This window comes from Proteus sp. G2669 (genome assembly GCF_009915245.1).
Classification (GTDB): domain Bacteria; phylum Pseudomonadota; class Gammaproteobacteria; order Enterobacterales; family Enterobacteriaceae; genus Proteus.
In genome coordinates this window covers 1-21,831 of sequence record NZ_JAABLX010000025.1, presented here as the reverse complement: position 1 = coordinate 21,831, position 21,831 = coordinate 1, and the positions used below count along the sequence as shown (strand labels likewise).

Sequence of the window (21,831 nt, the reverse complement as noted above, 5' to 3'; positions counted from 1 at the left end):
ACAAAAAGACTGCAATTTTTTGAAAATGTTTCATTTATTAGTGCAGATTACGACAAGCTATTAAAAAGCAGTAATAAAAAGCGGTCAGATTTATCTGGAAGTTATGCTAACTCACCTGAAATTAAAGGAACAAACCTAACTGCTTCTATAGATTGATAGTGAAAATCATTACCTAAACGTCGGATAAACTTCAGTATTTGTTGCTGTTCGCCTACAGGTATTATCATCCTGCCACCATCAGCTAATTGCATCAATAACTGTTGTGGTACTTCTGTTGCACATGCTGTCACTATTATGGCATTAAAAGGCGCTTTTGATGACCACCCTTCCCATCCATCACCATGACGTGTAGAAATATTATGTAAATCAAGATGCTTAAAACGTCGTTTAGCTTGCCATTGCAATATCTTTATACGCTCAACAGAGCTGACATGATGGACTAAATTTGCTAAAACGGCCGTTTGATACCCTGATCCTGTTCCAATTTCTAAAACAGAATCTGTACTTTGTAATTCTAGTAGCGTTGTCATTTTAGCAACAATATAAGGTTGTGAAATAGTTTGGCCATTACCAATAGGTAAAGCCGTATTTTCATAAGCCTTATGAGAGAGCGCTTCGTCAATAAAGAGCTCTCTGGGTACTTTACTCATTGCTTCCAGCAGGCTTTCATCCTTGATACCATGCTGCTTTAACATTGTCAGTAAGTCTTTCATTGACCGACTTAACATGTTTTTTTGACCTCTGCTTTATTTAACCAATTTTGTAGTAAATCTAGTGCCTTGTATGCTGTTAAATCGACATGTAAAGGTGTAATCGACACATAACCTTCGTCAACAGCAGCAAAATCTGTATCAGGGCCTACATCGTTTTTTTCGCCTGGAGGCCCAATCCAATAAAGGCTATTCCCTCTAGGATCAGTGTGAGTATAAACGTGCTGTGAAGCATGACGACTCCCACAACGTGTGATACGAAACCCTTTTACTTCATTTAGTGGAATATCTGGCACATTAATATTGAGAATATTCCCGGCTCTTAAAGGTACTTGTTGTAACATTGCCAGCACGTCACAAGTTACTTGAGCCGCTGTCTCAAAGTGCGTTTCACCGTCTAATGAGACAGCAATCGCAGGTAAACCTAAAAAACGCCCTTCCGTTGCTGCAGCCACAGTACCTGAATAAATAACATCATCACCTAAATTAGGGCCATGATTAATACCAGAAACCACAATATCAGGACGAGGACGCACTAAATGATTTACACCAAGATAAACACAATCTGTTGGTGTTCCTTCAACAATAGCGATATCGCCATTTTCCAGCTCTTGCTTGCGTAATGGCCGATCAATAGTTAAAGAGTTAGAGGCAGCACTACGATTACGATCAGGTGCAACAATTTGTACATCATAGCGCTGGCGTAATGCTTTAGCGAGGGTCTGTATCCCTTTCGCCATCACACCATCGTCATTACTCACCAATATTTTCAGCATCATCATTCCCTAATAAAATTAATTCGCGTACAACGCTAGTTGCAAAGCTTCCTGCGGGTAAAAAGAATGACAGAGAAACAGTGGTGTCGTCTACCCAATTCCATGACATATTTTCTGGTAACACATTGATAGCACGCCTTGTATTATCAACACGCTCTTGTCGGGCCAATGACCATAATGTTTCATATTCTGCCAGATTTTCAGTTTCAAAATCCAATGCTTGTGCTTGTGTACCTAAGTCACCCTTGCCCGGTAAAGGTGCGGTAATATGAACATCATGTTCTTCATAGCGAGTTTGTGTTGAAGTGAGTTCAGCTTCATCGACAACAAACCAACTGCCTCGTCCATGAAGTTGCATTGCATCACCGAGTATTACTTTTGAATATAAATCACACTCTAATCTTTTACTGACAAGATGATTGAACATGGCACTGCGTGCTGCTGAAAGATAAAAACTGCGTTTACCACGCTCTTTAACTCGAATTTCATCGGTTGCCCAACGCATCGCTTGGCGTAAGTTTTCACCATTACGCCCAAATCGTTGAATACCAAAATAGTTGGGAATACCTTTAGCTTTAATTTGAGCTAATCGTGCATCAACAAAGGTACGGTCTGAAATTTCTCTCAACACCAATGTAAAGTGATTACCTTTTAGTGTTCCTATACGTAATTTACGTTGTTGGCGAGTTGTTTCTAAAATTTCACAACCTTCTAAAATAAACTGGCTGAAGTCGGGCATCTCTTTACCCGGCATGCGCAGACAAAACCATTGTTCAGTGACAGCATTTCTGTCTTTTAGTCCAGCATAGCTTGCATCTTTAGGGTGAATCCCCACAAATTTTGCCAGTTTTTCAGCAACAAAAGCGGTGTTACATCCTGTTTTCCTGACTTTCACCATGACATGCTCACCTTCACCATCGAGGGTGAAACCAAGATCTTCACAGACAATAAAATCTTCAGGAATTGACTTCAATAAACCTGTTGCTTGTGGTTTTCCATGTAACCAATGGAGTTCTGGTAATTCACTCATTCAGGTAATGACTCTTTTATTAATAAAACAACCGCTTCACAGGCAATACCTTCTTTTCTACCCACAAATCCAAGTTTTTCAGTTGTTGTTGCTTTCACATTAATATCATCAATATGACAATGAAGATCTTCTGCAATATTGACACGCATTTGTGGTGTATGAGGTAACATTTTAGGAGCTTGAGCAATAATAGTGACATCCAAGTTACCAATTCGGTAACCTTTGGCTCTTACGCGTGAAAATGCTTCACGAAGTAATACTCGACTATCAGCACCTTTATATGCCGGATCAGTATCAGGGAACAATGTACCAATATCCCCCATTGCCACTGCGCCTAAAATAGCGTCAGTTACCGCATGTAATACAACATCACCATCAGAGTGAGCTAATAAGCCTTGTTCATAAGGAACTCTGACGCCGCCAATAATAATAGGACCTTCACCACCAAATTTATGTACGTCGTAACCGTGTCCAATTCTCATTTTATTGTGTGTTCCTTATATTGGTGATTTGGCGTGAAAGAAAAAACTCTGCAAGCGCCAAATCTTCTGGCTGAGTTACTTTGATATTGTCTGCACGCCCTTTCACTAATAGAGGTTCATATCCAGCATATTCCATTGCTGATGCTTCATCAGTAATAGTTGCTTTTTCTGAGAGTGCATTTTCTATATTTTGTTTTAATAACAAGGCTGGAAAGAACTGTGGCGTTAAAGCATGCCATAGTGTTGTTCTCTCTACTGTTTGTTCAATATGATTATCTTGTTGATGGCTACGTTTCATCGTATCACGTACAGGAGTTGCAAGAATACCACCGCAAAACTGTGGATCTGAAAAGTTTTCATCAATTAATTTAATAAGATGATCAAGGTCGCCAAAATGCAAGCAAGGCCTCGCTGCATCGTGGACAAGAGCCCAAGTCTTATCAGAAAAATGCTGAGTGACGTACTCTAAACCCGATAATACGGAGTCCGCACGCTCCCCTCCGCCATTAACTGTAATGATCCTTTCATCTTGAGCTAAAGGCAAAGCTTGAAAATAATGATCATCCGGGCTAATTGCCACAATAATTTTCATTATGCGTGGGTGTTTTAATAAAGCATTAATGGTATGTTCAAGAATAGTCAATCCACCAATCTTCAAATATTGTTTTGGGCAGATTGATTGCATTCGACTTCCGATACCAGCAGCCGGAATAACGGCAACAATAGGAAGAGTAGAGTTTGTTATATTCATTATGGTATTTGTATCAGGACACACTATTAATTCAATAAATTAACGACGTGGTTGAGACTTATCATTCACAATACGGAAGAAGGTCTCATTAGGCTTAATCATCCCTAATTCACTACGAGCGCGCTCTTCTAACGCTTCTTGCCCGCCATTGAGGTCATCGATCTCTGCAAATAGACGATCATTACGCTCTTTTAACTGCGTATTTTGCGCCAATGCAGATTCAACTTCTTGACTTACTTTGTTGTAATCATGGATACCATTTTTACCTAACCACAATGAATATTGTAGCCAACCAAGTAAAATCAGAAGTAAGACTGTTAATTTCCCCATTACCACCCCCAAGATTAATGGGCTAATCATCCCACAACTCAACCACAGACGCCACAAAAGCGCTGGAATATATTACATTATTATTTGTATTCAGCTCACTATAAACGTGGGGCACTTTTATAATATTCAGATTAGGGCTTAATTGATAAATAAATCCATTTCAGATGAAAAGACTTAATGATATTTAAGCAGATGAGATGATAAATGTGTTTTATACATATAACACATTGATAACTCTACACATCCCTACTTTCATAGGGTATTTGTGTAGAGATAATTGAATTTTACTTCAAAACTCACGGTAGATTTGATGTTGCTGTAGGTAAGTGAGAATTTGCTGAGTAAGTTTATTAATAGAGAGTGTACCATCTAAATGTAATTCAGGATCAACAGGGCGTTCATAAGGTGAATCAATACCTGAAAATTGTTTTATTTCACCGCGTCTTGCCTTTTGATAAAGCCCTTTCGGATCACGATCCTCACAAATATGAAGGGGAGTATCGACAAAGATCTCAATAAATCGACCTTGCTCAAAATGACGTCTAACCTGTTGCCTATCTTCTCGATAAGGTGAAATAAAAGCAGTTAAGACAATAAGCCCCGCATCTACCATCAATTTAGCGACTTCACCCACACGGCGGATGTTTTCATGTCGATCTTCTTCGCTAAACCCAAGATCACGGCATAATCCATGGCGTAAATTATCGCCATCTAATAAATAGGTGTGAATTGGCGAATCGGAGTGTTGATAAAGTGCTTGCTCTAATGCATCAGCAAGCGTGGATTTACCCGATCCGGATAATCCAGTAAACCAAAGCACACATCCTTTGTGTGCTTGCTGTGATTCACGATCGTTTAATCCAATTTTATGCGAATGCCAGACAATATCTTCACTTATCATCTTTATTTTCCTCCAAGAAGATCTCTTGCTCCCCAATGCGGAAAATGACGACGGATAAGCTGATTAAGCTCAACTTCAAAAGCATCGTATTGTGTCGTAGTTTGTATAGGCGTATTGCGAGTTTCTCGAATAAGCCCCGCCCCTACCGTGACATTGCTTAACCTATCAATAAAAATAAGCCCTCCCATATCGGCATTGGCTTGATAGTTATCAAGCACCAAAGGCTCTTCGAATGAGACTTCAACACTACCTATTGCATTTAAACTTAAATTATCTGTAACTTGTTGAGTAAGCTTATTCACATCTACTTGATAATGAATATTCTCTATTTTTGCTCGACTCTTTTTGCCTGCAATCTTGATATCAAGTATATGCCCTTGAACTAAGGGTTGCTCTGACATCCATACCACATCTATCAATGCATGAGTGCTAATATTGGCAGTTGTATCACTACTATCAACAATAATATCTCCACGACTAATATCAATTTCATCAGTTAAAACAAGTGTAATAGCTTGTCCCGCACTCGCTTGGGTTAAATCACCATCAAAAGTAACAATACGTTTGATAGTAGAACGTTGCCCCGAAGGTAATACTTTGATTTGTTGTCCTTGGTAAATAACACCAGAAGAAATCGTGCCACTGTATCCTCTAAAATCTAGATCAGGGCGATTTACATATTGCACTGGGAAACGTAGCGATTGTGTAGATGATCCCAATTTAACTGGTGCGTCTTCTAATAGTGAAATCAAAGTTTTCCCTTGATACCAAGGCATATTCAAGGAAGGTAAAACGACATTATCACCATCAAGCGCAGAGATAGGTACAAATTCAATGGTTAGATCTGTAGGAAGTTGATCGGCAAATTTAAGATAATCTTGTTTGATCGAGTCAAAAATAGCTTGTTGGTGATCCACTAGATCCATTTTGTTAATCGCCACAATCAGATGGCGTATCCCCAAAAGTGTGCTGATAAAACTGTGACGTCGCGTTTGCTCTTGTACGCCTTTACGAGAGTCGATCAGCAGAATAGAAAGTGTACTGGTTGATGCACCTGTCGCCATATTACGGGTATATTGCGCATGTCCAGGTGTATCAGCAATAATAAATTTGCGTTTTGCCGTTGAAAAATAACGATAAGCAACATCAATCGTGATCCCTTGCTCCCTTTCCGCTGCTAATCCATCCACCAGCAAAGCCAGATCGAGCTTTTCACCTTGAGTACCTATTTTTTTACTTTCCGTTTGTAATGTAGAAAGCTGATCTTCGTAGATCTGCCTTGTATCATGAAGCAAACGCCCTATTAATGTGCTTTTACCATCATCAACATCACCACAGGTTAAAAATCGTAATAACCCTTTGTTTTGTTGCATTTTAAGATAGCTTTCCACGCCACCAAAATGTGCAATCTCACCAGCAATAAGTTGATTTGTTTTCACGACTGCAAGTCCCATATATCCTCCAATTAAAAGTAACCTTGACGTTTTTTCAGCTCCATTGAAGCGGACTGATCACTATCAATTAAACGCCCTTGTCGTTCACTGCTGGTGGAAATCAGCATTTCCTCAATAATGGCAGGTAGCGTTTCGGCTTGTGAAGGAATGGCTCCTGTTAATGGCCAGCATCCTAAAGTTCTAAATCTCACTTGTTGCTGAGTGATAACTTCACCCGGCTTAAGATCAATTCTGTCGTCATCAACCATAATTAATGTGCCATCACGCTCAATAACAGGTCTATTTTTTGCAAAATAAAGAGGAACAATATCGATATTTTCTAAATAGATATATTGCCAAATATCGAGTTCAGTCCAGTTAGATAATGGAAATACTCGAATACTTTCACCTTTATTAATTTGGCCGTTATAGTTTTTCCATAATTCAGGTCGTTGATTTTTTGGATCCCAACGATGAGATCTATCTCTAAATGAATAAATACGTTCTTTGGCTCGTGATTTTTCTTCATCACGACGAGCGCCACCAAATGCCGCATCAAAACCATATTTGTCTAAAGCTTGTTTTAACCCTTCTGTTTTCATGATATCCGTATGTTTTGCACTACCATGAATAAACGGATTAATTCCAAGCTCTTCACCTTGTGGATTGCGATAAACCTTAAGATCAAAACCATACTCTTTAGCTGTTTTATCTCGAAAATCATACATTTCTCGAAATTTCCAGCCAGTATCAACATGTAGCAAAGGAAAAGGTAATTTAGCGGGATAAAATGCCTTGCGTGCTAAATGCAACATCACCGAGGAATCTTTGCCTATTGAATAAAGCATGACGGGATTTGCAAATTCAGCGACTACTTCACGCAGAATATAAATACTTTCTGCTTCTAATTGCTGGAGATGCGTTAACTGTGTTTCATTCATAACAACCTCGTTTAGGCAAAATGAACCAAAGATGAATGGTGCGAAGGTAAAGACGGATAAGCGTGTCTATCGCCAAACCACGCAAGTTGATGGTGCAATGCAGCCACCTCTCCTACAATTAATAGAGCCGGAGTGGGCGCTTTTTCTGCCAATTGCGCTAATTGCGTTAAATCACCCGTGAAAACTTGCTGATCACGGCGTGTGCCACAACTAATAACAGCGATAGGTGTTAATGGAGAACGTCCGAGTTTGATTAAACGCTGACTAATCAGTTCTGCTTTTGTCGTTCCCATATAAATAGCGAGTGTGTGATTAGCTTGCGCTAACGATGCCCAATCTGGTTCTATTCCATCAGCTTTACAATGTCCTGTCATAAAAGTGACACTTTGAGCATATTGTCGGTGAGTTAACGGTATCCCAGCATAAGCACTTGCTCCGCTGGCAGCGGTGACTCCTGGTACAACCTGAAACGCAATACCATGCGCGATAGCAATTTCGATTTCTTCGCCACCACGTCCAAAAATAAAGGGATCTCCCCCTTTTAACCGAACAACTCGTTTACCTAATTGCGCATATTTCACAATCAGTGCATTTGTTTCCTCTTGAGAAACACTGTGATGTCCAGCTCTTTTGCCCACACAAATAGTGTCAGCATCGCGTCGTACCAGTTCTAAAACTTCTGGGCTTACTAAACTGTCATAAAGGACGACTTCAGCTTGTTGAATAACCTGTAAACCACGCAATGTTAATAAACCTGCATCACCAGGGCCTGCCCCAACTAATGCGAGTTCACCTTGTTGGCTTTCTTTTTGTTTTAATTGTTGTTCAAGTTGGGACTCGGCTTGAACCAATTGATCACTCGCCACTAAAGTGGCAAATTTACCACCAAAGGCTTGTTCCCAAAAACGACAACGCGCTTGAAAAGTATCTAAGTGTTGTTTCACTTTATGGCGCCATTTTCCTGCAATTGTCGCCATTGTGCCTAATGAACTTGGCAATAAAGCTTCTAACTTCTCACGTATCATACGAACTAAAACAGGCGCTTTTCCCGCCGAGGAAATCGCAATCAAAATAGGGTTTCTGTCAATAATGGCAGGAAAGATAAATGAGCATTGAGGCTGTGAATCCACAACATTGACAAAAATATGTCGTGCTTGTGCATCAAGATAAACTTGTTGATTAAGTATACTGTCATCTGTAGCTACAATAACCAGCATCATTCCTAATAGATGTTCAGGTTGATATTTTGCTGACACCCATTCAATTTTATCTTGCTGATAAGCAAGATGTAATTCGTCACATAATTGAGGAGCTATCACTTTTAATTGAGCACCTGCTCTTAATAACAGCAAAGCTTTACGCGCGGCAACATGACCACCACCCACCAATAACACCGGGCGTTCTTTTAATTCCACAAATAAGGGTAGGTAATCCATACGCGTATCTCACCTTCATTGTTCACTTTATGAGTAACGACTATAAAAGGTGCTTTAGGGCTTATGAAATGACAAAAAGCTATGTGATGGAACAGAAAGGAATAAGGAAAAATAAAATAATTTCAATGAGTTATTTTTTTCAAAACGACAAATAGGGCAATAGATTGAACTATTACCCTAATTATTTTATTGATAAATAATGGCGTTATTCGTGTAACCCACACTCACGTTTTAAGCCAAAAAAACGAGTTTCTTCTTCACTCATACCTTCTTCCCATTTTCGGGTTGTATGAGTATCACCCACAGAGAGATAACCTTGCTCCCATAAGGGGTGATAAGGTAAATCATTTTCTTTAAGATACTGATGAATTTGCTTATTATCCCAATCTACTATCGGTAAAAACTTAAAGATCCCTTTTGAGATTGAAAGCACTGGTAAATGCTCACGGCTTTTAGATTGTTGTCGGCGAAGACCTGCAAACCATGTTTGAGCCTGTAACGTTTTTAATGCTCTCTCCATCGGCTCAACTTTGTTTATTTGGTTATAACGTTCAATCCCCTCAATGCCTTCTAACCAAAGTTTGCCGTAACGGGCTTCTTGCCAAGATGAAGATATTTCAGCTCGATACACCTTTAAATTAAGTTGTAACTGTTGAGTCAATGTATCAATAAACTGATAAGTATCAGGAAACAAATAACCCGTATCTGTCAAAATCACAGGAATATCAGGATATTGCCTTGTAATTAAATGCAAACAGACTGCAGACTGAATACCAAAACTAGAGCTTAATACATAAGCTTTAGGCAAATGTGTTAAAGCCCAAGTAATACGTTCAATAGCGGTAAGTTGCTCAAGTTTTTGATTAATTTCAGCTAACGTTTTTTGTTGTTCTTCTATCGATAATAACCTTAGTTGTTCAAGCTGAAATATATTCATACCGCCTCCTGCACTTCATAAAAATCCACGGCAGAATTGAGTACAGGTTTAACAACATCGGTACGAATAAGGAAATCACCAAACCCTTCATTGTTATGGCGAGAAATGGCCCAATCACCAATCAATGAATCAAGTATTGCTATAATTTCTTGCGAGGTAATATTTTCACGATACATTCTAGGTATGCGTGTACCAATACGATTACCGCCTAAATGTAGGTTATAACGATCGGGGGCTTTCCCCACCAGTCCCACTTCTGCCAACATAGCGCGACCACAACCGTTCGGGCATCCAGTTACGCGCACAACAATGTGCTCATCACTGACGCCATGTTTTGTCATTAAGCTATCAAGTGTGTCGGTGAATGAGGGTAAAAAACGCTCTGCTTCAGCCATTGCCAATGGGCAAGTTGGAAAAGAGACACAGGCCATTGCATGTTCACGCAGTGGGGTCACCTTGTCATCAATTAATCCATATCGACGAGCAATAGCTTCAACATTTGCTTTTTCATTTTCAGGTACACCCGCCACAATCAAATTTTGATTGGCAGTAAGACGAAAATCACCTTGATGAATTTTAGCAATTTCAGCCACACCCGTTTTCAATGGAGCATCAGGCTTATCAATCAATCGACCACTTTCAATAAATAAAGTAAGATGCCATTTATCATCAACACCTTTTAACCAACCAATTTGATCGCCTCTATGTGTAAATTCATAAGGTCGAATAGCATCAAAAATAACACCTGAGCGACGTTCAACTTCCTGCTTAAATGTTTCTATTCCAACACGTTCTAATGTGTATTTTGTTTTTGCATTTTTACGTTCAGTACGATTTCCCCAATCACGCTGGGTCGTCACAATCGCCTCAGCAATTGCTAAGGTTTTTTCAATAGGGATATAGCCAAATTCACTGGCTAAGCGAGGAAAGGTATTCTTATCACCATGAGTCATCGCAAGACCGCCCCCCACCAGTACATTAAACCCGACAAGACGCCCATTTTCAGCAATTGCAATAAAATTCATATCATTAGCATGAAGATCGACATCATTATGAGGCGGGATCACCACCGAGGTTTTAAATTTCCGCGGTAAATAGGTTTCTCCTAAAATAGGCTCTTCATCTGTTGTTGCAACTTTTTCTTTGTCTAACCAAATTTCAGCATATGCATGAGTGCGTGGTAATAAATGCTCTGATATTTTTTTTGCCCACTCATACGCTTCTTGATGTAATGAAGATTGCACTGGATTTGAAGTACATAAGACATTACGGTTAACATCATTCGCTGTTGCTAGAGAATCAAGTCCTGTGGCGGCTAACATTTGATGGGCAGGTTTTACATTACCCTTTAAAATGCCATGAAATTGAAAAGTTTGGCGGTTAGTAATTCGAATACTGCCGTAAAGTGTATTTTCTGTCGCAAACTGATCAATGCTAAGCCACTGTTTAGGTGAGATAATACCACCAGGTAAACGACAACGTAACATCATCGCATGGCGAGGCTCTAACATTTGCTCCGCACGTTCTGCACGAATATCTCTGTCATCTTGTTGATACATGCCATGAAAGCGGATCAATAGAAAGTTATCGCCTTCAAACCCACCCGTTAAACCATTTTGTAAGTCTTCTGTAATAGTACCGCGTAAAAAATGACTCTCTTTTTTCATGCGTTCACTATCAGCCAGTTTCCCTTCAACCACTAAGGGCGCTTGAGTATGTGATTTCATTTAATAGACATCCCTCTGATAACGCCGTTCTAGACGTAGCTCACTTAAATATTCATCTGCTGCTTCACTATTTTTATTGCCATACTCCATCACAATATCTAACAACGCTTGTTCAACATCTTTTGCCATATGTGATGCATCACCACAGACATAAAGATAAGCGCCTTGTTGTAACCATTGCCAAATATCACTACCACGTTCACGTAATTTATCTTGTACATAAATTTTATGTGCTTGATCTCGTGACCATGCTAAATCAATATGGGTTAACAGGCCGCTTTTGACATAACGTTGCCATTCCACTTGATAGAGAAAATCTTCAACAAAATGAGGGTTACCGAAAAATAACCAGTTTTTACCTGTTGCACCGTCATTTTCACGCTGTTGCATAAAGGCTCTAAAAGGTGCAATACCTGTACCTGGCCCAATCATAATCACGGGTGCATCGTTATTGTTTGGTAAGCGAAAATGTTCATTCTTTTCAATAAAAACATTGACGGTATCGCCTTCTTTCAAGTTATCCGCTAAAAAGCCAGAAGCTCCACCAGTATACGCACGCGAGTTTACGTCATAACGCACAACGCCTAATGTAAGGTGTACTTCGTCTTCCACTTCTTGTTGTGATGATGCAATAGAGTAAAGGCGAGGAGTAAGAGGACGTAAAATATCCACAAAACCTTGTGCCGTTGGCTGAGCACAATATTGGCGCACCATCTCATTAATAGGGTGTTTTTGTGCATATTGCTGAAGCTTTGTTTTATCAGCAATAAGTGACAATAAATCTTCATGGCGTGTAAGTTGCGCATAGGCCTTGACGATAGGCGCGCTATTTTGAGTCAATTCACAATGATGTAATAAGGCTTCTTTTAAGGTGAATGTTTGAGATTTTAACGTGACAGGTTCATCACCTTTTAGCCACAATAACGTGATAAGTTCATCGACTTTTTCAGGCGAGTTATTAAACCAAACACCCAGTGCATCACCGGGTTGATATTGCAAATCAGAACCTTCAAGACTGATTTCAATATGGCGAATATCTCTATCTGAATTTCGACCTGTGATTTTTTGATTAGTCAGTAATGTGGCAGTAAAAGGCGCATCACGATGATAAATAGAAGTTTCTATCGTATCTGTCGTACCTGACTGCGTTTGCTGTAATACTTGCGTACTCTGTGCAGGTACTTTTACTTTTAAGATTTCTGTAAGCTGTTTTATCCATTCATCCGCAATGGCCTGATATTCAACATCAGCATCAACTCTAGGTAATAAGCGCATTGCACCAAGTTGGGCAATTCTTTCATCAAAGTCTTTGCCTGCCTTGCAGAAATGTTCGTAAGAAGTATCGCCTAAACTGAATACCGCATAAGACGTTTCCTTCATTTCAGCTGCTTTTTTAGAGTGCAGATATTTATAGAAAGCAATCGCTTCTTCTGGAGGCTCACCCTCTCCTTGTGTAGATGCAATAATAATTAAAGTTGTCGCTTTATGGATCTGCTTAAATTTATATTCACTGGCAGAGTACAACTCAACATTCAATTTATGAGCAACTAGATTATCTCGTAATTGTTCTGTCAGATGGCGGGCATTACCAGTCTGAGAAGCAGAGATTAATGTAATAGTCTCTTGTTCAGGAACTTGTGGTGAAACAACCGCTGTTGGCACGGGTACGCCAGCATGATCCAATTGCCCCCATAAATACCCAGATAACCACGCAATTTGCGCTGTTGAGAGATCTTTTGTTGCATCCTGTAATTTATTCAATTGCTCTGGTGTTAATGGAAGCATTGATAATAATGGGGGTTGATTGCTCATTTATCCTGCCTTAAAAAAGCGATGCACTTATCTGTGCTTTATTGTTCTTTGATAATATTTCTAATATTGAGAGGGTATCTCACGACTAGAAGGTGAATTAAAGACCTGTTGGCTCTATCTAATAACCTTAAATGCTAAATTTATTTATCGGTTTCCTTTACCAATAAAATTAATAAGCAAAAAGGAACATAACAAGTCATTAAGATTAAGGGAGATTAGGCGTGATACGCTAAATCGGCTACACTGGTAGACTTCGTTCTATTTGTGTCTTTTTTTTACTAATTAAGTCAAGAGAGTTTTGATGACAACCACCATCTTTAAAGATTTTCAGTTTGAAGCCGCCCACCATTTACCGCATGTTCCTGAAGGCCACAAATGCGGGCGCCTGCACGGACACTCCTTTTTGGTTCGATTAGAGCTAACAGGTGAAGTTGATACACAGTCAGGTTGGCTTATTGATTTTGCTGATGTTAAAGCCGCATTTAAACCCACTCTTGAGCGTCTTGATCACTACTATCTTAACGAAATTGAAGGCCTTGAAAATCCGACCAGCGAAGTGCTCGCAAAATGGATTTGGCAGCAAGTAAAACCAGTATTACCATTATTATCTGCGGTAATGGTGAAAGAGACGTGTACAGCAGGATGTATTTATCGCGGTGAATAGCTCTGTATTAAGATTAAACCGTTATCACCTAAAAGAAAATCAGCCTTTTATTGGCTGATTTTTTTCATATTAAAAATCTGATCACGCAATATTTAAATACTTATGCGTTTGCATTGAGAAACGCCAATTACGTTCAATACAAGTTTTAATACATAATGCAGTTGCACTCTCTTTACAACTAATGGGCTGTAAAGCAACAACAGGTGCAGGTTGTTCTGTGCGTAATGCCAATAATGTATCCAACGCTTCAATATCTTTTTCACGTCCAACAGGATGTTTTATTTCATTAGCACGATTGATAGCGTTTGATAAAACACTAAAACCGCCTCGCATTCCCACTTTAGGTGAGAGTGTGACCCATGTTTTTTCACTACATAGAATGTCATGAGTACCGCTGGTTTCTATCTGGCAGGCAAAACCCGCTTGCTCTAACCCTTGCGTTAAAGGACGCAAATCATATAAACAAGGTTCCCCTCCCGTGATAACAACGTGTTTTGCACTATAACCTTGTTGCTGAAAAAGTGATAAAATTTCAGCAACACTGGCTTCGCCCCAAGTATCGCTTTCTTGCGTTTTAATCGGGATATCACCAAGAGGAACTTTTTTTTCGCCCTCTTTTTCCCAAGTATGCTTCGTATCACACCAACTACAGCCGACTGGGCAACCTTGTAATCGAACGAAAAGCGCAGGAACGCCAGTAAAAACACCTTCACCCTGTAAGGTTTGAAACACTTCATTAATGGGGTATTGCATAAGAAACTCTGATATCCAATGAATGCTGATGATTATTACAGATAACTATCTCACCGTAAGAGGCTTTATGATAAGGTACATGGTTTGTTTTGAATAGCTAACGTGCGAGAAGACACTGAAAAAGAGGATAGAGTTCCTCCGTTGGACAGAGATGGGAATACTTTAGATGCAAAAAGAGAATCAACTTTCACGAGGATTATCAGGGCGGCACATTCGTTTCATGGCGCTAGGCTCTGCGATCGGGACAGGTCTATTTTATGGCTCAGCTGCAGCCATTGAAAAAGCAGGTCCCGCAGTATTATTGGCTTACCTTATCGGTGGTGCTGCGGTATTTATGGTTATGCGTGCATTAGGGGAAATGGCCGTTCATCATCCTGTTGCGGGCTCTTTCTCACAATATGCTAGCCATTATATGGGACCTTTAGCAGGCTTCTTAACCGGTTGGAACTACGTTTTTGAAATGCTGATTGTTTGTCTAGCTGACGTCACAGCATTCGGTTTTTATATGAAACTTTGGTTCCCTGATGTCGATCAATGGATATGGGTATTAGGCATAGTTTGCTTTATTGGTGCCTTAAACCTTTGCCATGTGAAGATATTTGGGGAAATGGAGTTTTGGCTTTCTATTGTTAAAGTCACTGCTATTATCGCAATGATCATTGGTGGTGTTGTTATTATGATGTATGGCTTTGGCCAACAAACTGAGCATCCTATTGGTATCTCTAACTTATGGGAGTTTGGTGGTTTTATGCCAAATGGTATTGAAGGGGTTATCGCCTCGCTTGCCATTGTGATGTTTGCATTTGGTGGGATTGAAGTCATTGGTATTACTGCCAGTGAAGCTAAAGATCCTGAGAAAACCATTCCTAAAGCTATCAATGCTGTACCGTTTCGTATCTTATTATTCTATGTTCTAACAATATTTATTCTAATGTGTATTTTCCCTTGGCAACAAATCGGCCATAACGGTAGCCCATTTGTACAGATTTTCTCAAATCTAGGGATCAATTCAGCTGCAAATATCTTAAACCTTGTGGTTATTACAGCCGCAATTTCTGCAATTAATAGTGATATCTTTGGGGCAGGTCGTATGATGTACGGTATGGCTCAAGAAGGGCAAGCACCTAAATCCTTTATGAAGCTTACCCGTAATGGCGTGCCTTGGATGACAGTACTAGTAATGTCAGTGGTACTGTTACTTGGCGTAGTGCTTAATTATCTTATTCCAGAGCAAATCTTTGTTTTAATTGCCTCTATTGCGACATTTGCAACAGTTTGGGTTTGGTTAATGATTTTACTTTCACAAGTCGCTATGCGTCGTAAGATGAGCGCTGAAGAAGTAAAAACACTTAAATTCCCAGTACCACTATGGCCTGTTGCACCAGCACTAACTATCGTCTTTATGGCGTTTGTTATCGCAATCTTAGGGTATTTTGAATCAACTAGAATGGCATTGATTGTGGGTATGGTATGGGTAGCGATTTTAACTATCGGCTACTATGTGGGTATCAAACCAAGAATGAACCAGAAATAAATCATATTTCTGAGTTAACCAATATTTAAGTTGGGCAATAAAGGCTGTGGATAATTTCACAGCCTTTTTCTTTATTACATAATAGCGATTGTTACTAAGCCAGTGCTTGTTCTAGATCTGCAATTAAATCATCCACATCTTCTAGGCCAATTGATAAACGAACCAAACCGTCACTAATGCCATGTCTTTGCCGTTCTTCTACACTATAAGTAGCATGAGTCATTGTCGCTGGATGTTGAGCTAAAGATTCGCAGTCTCCTAAGCTCACAGCTCGACTAAAAAGATTTAAGCGATTGAGAAACTCTCTACCTGCTTTAATGCCTCCTTTTAACTCAATAGCTATCATACCTCCAGCTAACCGCATTTGACGTTTGGCTAGTTCATATTGAGGAAAAGAAGTCAGCCCAGGATAATAAATAGTTTCGACTTTAGGATTATCTTCAAGGTATTGTGCTATACGTTGTGCATTTTCGCAGATCTGCTCCATTCTTATGCCTAACGTTTTTATACCTCGTAATATTAACGAGGCATCGTGAGGAGACAAACAAGCCCCTGTCATATCCTTTAAACCCTCAACACGTATTTTATTGGTTAATTCATGTGTAGTAATAATTGCACCCGCAGTCACATCGCCATGGCCTGATAAGTATTTGGTCATAGAATGCACAACAATATCTGCACCAAGTTTTAAGGGTTGTTGTAAATAAGGTGAACAGTAAGTGCTATCCACTATCACTAAAATATTATGCTGATGAGCTATTTCTGATATGTTTGCTATATCACTGACACGCATATTAGGATTAGCAGGAGTTTCAAAAAAAATTATTTTTGTTTTCTCAGTAATCGCTTCTTTCAGTTTTTTTAGATTAGTTAAATCAACGTGTTTTATTTTAATGCCAAACTTGGCAAGCCCATGATTAAAAAAAGTAAAAGTACATCCATAAAGTGTCATATCTGCAATCAATTCATCACCAGGCTGAAGTAACGACCAACAGGTTGATGTAATCGCGCCCATTCCTGAAGAAAAAACAACTGCACCTTCACCATCTTCTAATTGTGCTAAACGTTTTTCTAATAAATCTAATGTAGGATTAGAAATCCGTGAATAAAAATGTCCTTTTTGCCGCCCTGCAAAACAATCAGCTCCATATTGAGCCGTCGGAAAAACAAAAGTAGACGTTTGAAAAACAGGAGGCACTAACGCCCCCTGAGAGTCTAACGGAGAATAACCATAATGTATTGCTTGAGTATTAAAATGTTTATTACCTTGCGTCATTACATCTCCTAATTATTAATTAGTTTTCTATTCGTTGGTTATTTTCCCCGATAATTTGAACTGTTCTTAGAATAATAGAAATTCCTTTAAGCGTATCAGGATTTCTTAATAATGCAAAAGTTGATCCTAAAGTATATTTTTTATCTTGATAAATAGATTCTTTCTTTGCCATATTATAAGCGGCACTTAACTCCCATACTGGAATTAATGTTTCTTCAAATGCGACAGACAGTTTTTCAACCGTTGCGTTATCCATAATATCTATTGAATCTGATATTAAAGATAATAAATCGACGATATTATCAAACCGCTTTAATGCTAATAATGGTCTTGCTTTTTCTAATAAATGTTGAAGATGTAATTTATCTTCATCCGTTAACAGTTGAATATCTGCTGGGCTTAAATTATTTTCACTCATTATTGTATCCCCTATAATAATCCTCTAACTGTTGCCCAATATAAACCTCTGTTATAACTATTACGTAATAGTCCCCCTAACTTTGTTGGTGGTGTAGGTATTACGTCGTGCTTATAGTCATATTGTAATGGCATTCCTGCTGATAGCCCCATTTGTGCAACGGCTTGTACTCGACCATCATAAATAGTGGCAGGATAACCATAGCGCAGTTCACCACAGATATTATTAGCAATTACACCGGCTTGGTTATGACAGCTACCACCGGCTTTACTGATCGGTAAATCAACGGTATCACCAATAACATAAACTTGGTTTAATCCATAAACTTGTAATGTTTCAGGATCTGTAGGTAACCACCCCTCACCGTTATTATGTTCACTTAAACCCGTGTTACGAATAGCTTCAACCGCAGTAATTGGCGGAGTACTCATCAGAATATCAAACGGCTCTGCTTCACCCTCTTTTGAGTAAGCTATCTTTTTATCTGGATCAACATGGCTTAATGTAAATCCACGTTTAGCTTTAATATCGCGCTCTGAAAATACCGCAGGAAGGACTTCGCAAACCTCTTGTTGCATAAACAAACAGTTTCTTAAAAGTTGAGCAACTGTAGGATAGGTATAAACAATTTCAATATTGCTTCTTACTCGACGTTGACGTAATAGTTCATCAAGCATCAAGGTTGTTTCCATTGGAGCAATACCACATTGATGAGGCACATTCGGCGTTTCAGGAAAACTCACTGTAATAAATACACGCCCTTTTTCAATTGTCGCAAGTTTATCAGCGAGCGCTCTTGCTGCTTCATATTGATAAAAATGACTACCTGCTTCTTTTAAACCTTCAATTCTATGAGGGCTAGGAACACAGCCAGTTGCCAAAACTAAGAAATCATAATTATATTTTTTCTTGGACTCGCAATAGATAACTTTATTGTTAAAGTCAAAACGCTCAGCTTTATCTATAACAAATTCAATTTCAGGTCTTAATAAACTTCTTTCTGATCGCATTAACTCTTCTTTTAAAAAAAGATTAAATGCAATATACATAAATGCAGGCTTGTAATAATGATGAGGGTTATCTGAAATAAGTGTTATTTTAATTTTATTTGAAAATATTTCTTCATTTAATTTTTTAGCCAGGATATTAGCAAGAATAGTTCCGCCGGTACCACCGCCAATAATAACTATATTTTTTGTTGGCATTTTATTTCCTATATCTAGTGATATTAGATAGACAAAAAAAGTATAGTAAAAGGCATTAATATAACAAATAGATTAAATAGATAAATAAACTATCTTTAAAATAATTATTCTAATTGATAATCGTTATAATCATATCGAATTTAAATATTTAAATTTAATATTAACTATCGTTATCATCACTCACTAATAAAATGTTGCAATTAAAGGATGATGATCTGAAGCATCAGTGATCAGCACTTCTGCATTATTTAGCGATAATCCGCGATAGAAAATATAATCTAACGGTTTACCAAATGCTTTAGTACGACAATCATTATCAAAAATAACCTCTTTAAGTCTTAACCTTCTCGCAAAACGCTTTAATACATTCACTCTAGGACGACTCCATGCATTAAAATCACCTGCAAGAATAATAGGGCCTTTATGATGCATGATATGAACAGATAAATTACTTAATTGACGCTGATACACATCAACACCAAAACTAAAATTAATCGCATGCACATTAATCACCATTAGATGATCACCCGTGATCAGCGGATATACCGTAATTAATGCTGATTTTGATAAACGTAGAAAAGGTTCTTTTTCTCTTAAAGGACAACAATAGATAGGATGAGAACTTGATAAAGTCATTACCCCCGCTGGATGTTGCTGAAAAGCTAAGGCAGGTACTTGATCTGCGATTAAATGATGGGTTCCTGCAAAACGAACAAGTTCAGGCGTAGTTTGAGCCTCTTGCAATAAAAGTAAATGCGTATCGGTTGATAAGATCTCTAACATATTGCGCCAATTGGGTCGTTGCTGTTTATAGATATTCCAAACTGCAATTTTTAGCGTGCCTTCTGTATAAAGAGGCATTCCAATAGGTAACGTATCCTTTCTTTCACTTAAAGGCGGGCTTGGTTCAATCCTTTCTACAGGTTGACCTGCCACAAAACGTACTGAATAAGTCGGTTTCTTCGCCATTAACAACCTCAGATAAGCAGCAAGATTTCTTGCTATAACTTAAGTATACCAAAGCCTAGCACTACCCTCATCTTTTAAAAGGACACCATAATCAACAAAAGTAATTATTTTTATATAAATTAGTTATTTTTACTTAATTTTAGAGATTTAATGTCTGTTTATTCTTAAATTTTAAGCAAAAAAAAACCTAAGTCATTAGACTTAGGTTTCTTAATGTTGGCGGAACGGACGGGACTCGAACCCGCGACCCCCTGCGTGACAGGCAGGTATTCTAACCAACTGAACTACCGCTCCGCGTATTCTTTTCGCGATTAATGTTTTCCAACACTAATGCTTTAATTTAATGCCTGGCAGTTCCCTACTCTCACATGGGGAGACCCCACACTACCATCGGCGCTACAACGTTTCACTTCTGAGTTCGGCATGGGATCAGGTGGGACCGTTGCGCTATGGCCGCCAAGCAAATTCTGTTTAATCACCCGTTACTCCGATTTCTCGTCATAACCAGCAATTTCAATCTTAAACAAGCTTACTTCATCTACTTTTTGTCTCTCAGACAAAACACCTTCGGTGTTGTCAGGTTAAGCCTCACGGTTCATTAGTACTGGTTAGCTCAACGTATCGCTACGCTTACACACCCAGCCTATCAACGTCTTAGTCTTAAACGTTCCTTTAGGTCACTCAAGGTGACAGGGAAGACTCATCTCGAGGCAAGTTTCCCGCTTAGATGCTTTCAGCGGTTATCTCTTCCGCACTTAGCTACCGGGCAATGCCATTGGCATGACAACCCGAACACCAGTGGTGCGTTCACTCCGGTCCTCTCGTACTAGGAGCAACCCCTCTCAATCTTCCAACGCCCACGGCAGATAGGGACCGAACTGTCTCACGACGTTCTAAACCCAGCTCGCGTACCACTTTAAATGGCGAACAGCCATACCCTTGGGACCTACTTCAGCCCCAGGATGTGATGAGCCGACATCGAGGTGCCAAACACCGCCGTCGATATGAACTCTTGGGCGGTATCAGCCTGTTATCCCCGGAGTACCTTTTATCCGTTGAGCGATGGCCCTTCCATTCAGAACCACCGGATCACTAAGACCTACTTTCGTACCTGCTCGAGCCGTCACTCTCACAGTCAAGCTGGCTTATGCCTTTGCACTAACCGCATGATGTCCGACCATGCTTAGCCAACCTTCGTGCTCCTCCGTTACTCTTTAGGAGGAGACCGCCCCAGTCAAACTACCCACCAGACACGGTCCCCGATCCAGATTATGGACCTAGGTTAGAACATCAAACGTTAAAGGGTGGTATTTCAAGGTTGACTCCATGCAGACTGGCGTCCACATTTCATAGTCTCCCACCTATCCTACACATCAAGGCTCAATGTTCAGTGTCAAGCTATAGTAAAGGTTCACGGGGTCTTTCCGTCTTGCCGCGGGTACACTGCATCTTCACAGCGAGTTCAATTTCACTGAGTCTCGGGTGGAGACAGCCTGGCCATCATTACGCCATTCGTGCAGGTCGGAACTTACCCGACAAGGAATTTCGCTACCTTAGGACCGTTATAGTTACGGCCGCCGTTTACTGGGGCTTCGATCAAGAGCTTCTCCCTAAGGATAACCCCATCAATTAACCTTCCAGCACCGGGCAGGCGTCACACCGTATACGTCCACTTTCGTGTTTGCACAGTGCTGTGTTTTTAATAAACAGTTGCAGCCAGCTGGTATCTTCGACTGGCTTCGGCTC

General features: G+C 39.5%; 20 protein-coding genes, 1 tRNA gene and 2 rRNA genes. 2 read left to right on the top strand and 21 right to left on the bottom strand.

Translation table 11 applies throughout. The annotated features are described in order from the left end of the window. Positions 1-101: 101 nt before the first annotated feature. From GWI68_RS06570 to cysJ, 13 genes are all read right to left on the bottom strand, one after another. Positions 102-728, bottom strand: a complete 627-nt coding sequence (locus GWI68_RS06570; protein WP_072070178.1) for a protein-L-isoaspartate(D-aspartate) O-methyltransferase — start codon at positions 726-728, stop codon at positions 102-104. Further along, positions 722-1,486 carry a 5'/3'-nucleotidase SurE gene (gene surE / locus GWI68_RS06565; RefSeq protein ID WP_109409753.1) on the bottom strand — a complete coding sequence of 255 codons (765 nt, stop codon included), beginning with the start codon at positions 1,484-1,486 and terminating at the stop codon, positions 722-724. The genes GWI68_RS06570 and surE overlap by 7 nt, the downstream gene beginning before the upstream one ends. Then, positions 1,464-2,516: a tRNA pseudouridine(13) synthase TruD gene (truD, locus tag GWI68_RS06560; RefSeq protein WP_109409752.1), complete on the bottom strand. Its 1,053-nt coding sequence runs from the start codon at positions 2,514-2,516 to the stop codon at positions 1,464-1,466. The genes surE and truD overlap by 23 nt, the downstream gene beginning before the upstream one ends. Continuing rightward, positions 2,513-2,998, bottom strand: a complete 486-nt coding sequence (gene ispF, locus GWI68_RS06555; protein ID WP_109409751.1) for a 2-C-methyl-D-erythritol 2,4-cyclodiphosphate synthase — start codon at positions 2,996-2,998, stop codon at positions 2,513-2,515. Before ispF ends, truD begins: the two co-directional genes overlap by 4 nt. Position 2,999: 1 nt before the next feature. Further along, positions 3,000-3,749: a 2-C-methyl-D-erythritol 4-phosphate cytidylyltransferase gene (gene ispD / locus GWI68_RS06550; RefSeq protein ID WP_166539750.1), complete on the bottom strand. Its 750-nt coding sequence runs from the start codon at positions 3,747-3,749 to the stop codon at positions 3,000-3,002. Positions 3,750-3,788: 39 nt separating this feature from the next. Further along, positions 3,789-4,079 carry a cell division protein FtsB gene (gene ftsB, locus GWI68_RS06545; protein ID WP_072070183.1) on the bottom strand — a complete coding sequence of 97 codons (291 nt, stop codon included), beginning with the start codon at positions 4,077-4,079 and terminating at the stop codon, positions 3,789-3,791. A 289-nt stretch (positions 4,080-4,368) separates the two neighbouring features. Continuing rightward, entirely contained in the window at positions 4,369-4,980 is a 612-nt protein-coding gene (cysC, locus tag GWI68_RS06540; protein WP_166539749.1) for an adenylyl-sulfate kinase, read from the bottom strand. Between the two features lie 2 nt (positions 4,981-4,982). Further along, positions 4,983-6,434 (bottom strand): sulfate adenylyltransferase subunit CysN, encoded by a 1,452-nt coding sequence (cysN, locus tag GWI68_RS06535; RefSeq protein WP_109409748.1) that lies wholly within the window; start codon positions 6,432-6,434, stop codon positions 4,983-4,985. Positions 6,435-6,445: 11 nt separating this feature from the next. Then, positions 6,446-7,354 carry a sulfate adenylyltransferase subunit CysD gene (gene cysD / locus GWI68_RS06530; RefSeq protein ID WP_109409747.1) on the bottom strand — a complete coding sequence of 303 codons (909 nt, stop codon included), beginning with the start codon at positions 7,352-7,354 and terminating at the stop codon, positions 6,446-6,448. Positions 7,355-7,365: 11 nt separating this feature from the next. Next, entirely contained in the window at positions 7,366-8,790 is a 1,425-nt protein-coding gene (gene cysG / locus GWI68_RS06525; RefSeq protein WP_166539748.1) for a siroheme synthase CysG, read from the bottom strand. A gap of 205 nt (positions 8,791-8,995) precedes the next feature. Then, entirely contained in the window at positions 8,996-9,727 is a 732-nt protein-coding gene (locus GWI68_RS06520; RefSeq protein WP_166539747.1) for a phosphoadenylyl-sulfate reductase, read from the bottom strand. Continuing rightward, a complete protein-coding gene (gene cysI / locus GWI68_RS06515; RefSeq protein ID WP_166539746.1) occupies positions 9,724-11,454 on the bottom strand; it encodes an assimilatory sulfite reductase (NADPH) hemoprotein subunit in 1,731 nt (576 codons plus the stop codon). The genes GWI68_RS06520 and cysI overlap by 4 nt, the downstream gene beginning before the upstream one ends. Next, entirely contained in the window at positions 11,455-13,266 is a 1,812-nt protein-coding gene (gene cysJ / locus GWI68_RS06510; RefSeq protein WP_166539745.1) for an NADPH-dependent assimilatory sulfite reductase flavoprotein subunit, read from the bottom strand. It abuts the gene before it with no gap. A 301-nt stretch (positions 13,267-13,567) separates the two neighbouring features. On the opposite strand from cysJ, the gene queD reads away from it, so the two are divergent. Further along, positions 13,568-13,930, top strand: a complete 363-nt coding sequence (queD, locus tag GWI68_RS06505; protein WP_198622798.1) for a 6-carboxytetrahydropterin synthase QueD — start codon at positions 13,568-13,570, stop codon at positions 13,928-13,930. 81 nt (positions 13,931-14,011) lie between these two features. On the opposite strand, the gene queE is transcribed toward queD, so the two are convergent. Then, positions 14,012-14,683: a 7-carboxy-7-deazaguanine synthase QueE gene (gene queE, locus GWI68_RS06500; protein WP_166539743.1), complete on the bottom strand. Its 672-nt coding sequence runs from the start codon at positions 14,681-14,683 to the stop codon at positions 14,012-14,014. Positions 14,684-14,849: 166 nt separating this feature from the next. Here queE and GWI68_RS06495 point away from each other — a divergent pair, with 166 nt between their 5' ends. Continuing rightward, complete coding sequence (locus tag GWI68_RS06495; protein ID WP_109409740.1) at positions 14,850-16,217, top strand: amino acid permease; 1,368 nt, start codon at positions 14,850-14,852, stop codon at positions 16,215-16,217. Positions 16,218-16,311: 94 nt separating this feature from the next. On the opposite strand, the gene GWI68_RS06490 is transcribed toward GWI68_RS06495, so the two are convergent. The 7 genes from GWI68_RS06490 to GWI68_RS06460 form a co-directional block, all read right to left on the bottom strand. Continuing rightward, positions 16,312-17,493: a methionine gamma-lyase gene (locus GWI68_RS06490; protein ID WP_166539742.1), complete on the bottom strand. Its 1,182-nt coding sequence runs from the start codon at positions 17,491-17,493 to the stop codon at positions 16,312-16,314. Between the two features lie 19 nt (positions 17,494-17,512). Next, positions 17,513-17,911 (bottom strand): hypothetical protein, encoded by a 399-nt coding sequence (locus tag GWI68_RS06485; RefSeq protein WP_109409738.1) that lies wholly within the window; start codon positions 17,909-17,911, stop codon positions 17,513-17,515. 11 nt (positions 17,912-17,922) lie between these two features. Further along, a complete protein-coding gene (locus tag GWI68_RS06480) occupies positions 17,923-19,116 on the bottom strand; it encodes an FAD/NAD(P)-binding oxidoreductase (RefSeq protein WP_166539741.1) in 1,194 nt (397 codons plus the stop codon). A gap of 183 nt (positions 19,117-19,299) precedes the next feature. Further along, the gene (locus GWI68_RS06475) at positions 19,300-20,085 is read right to left on the bottom strand and encodes an endonuclease/exonuclease/phosphatase family protein (protein ID WP_166539740.1); all 786 of its coding nucleotides are present in this window, start codon (positions 20,083-20,085) and stop codon (positions 19,300-19,302) included. 217 nt (positions 20,086-20,302) lie between these two features. Further along, positions 20,303-20,379: transfer RNA gene (locus tag GWI68_RS06470), tRNA-Asp, on the bottom strand. Between the two features lie 51 nt (positions 20,380-20,430). After that, a 5S ribosomal RNA gene (gene rrf, locus GWI68_RS06465) occupies positions 20,431-20,546 on the bottom strand. A 116-nt stretch (positions 20,547-20,662) separates the two neighbouring features. Next, positions 20,663-21,831: ribosomal RNA gene (locus GWI68_RS06460) — 23S ribosomal RNA — on the bottom strand; the annotation flags it as partial.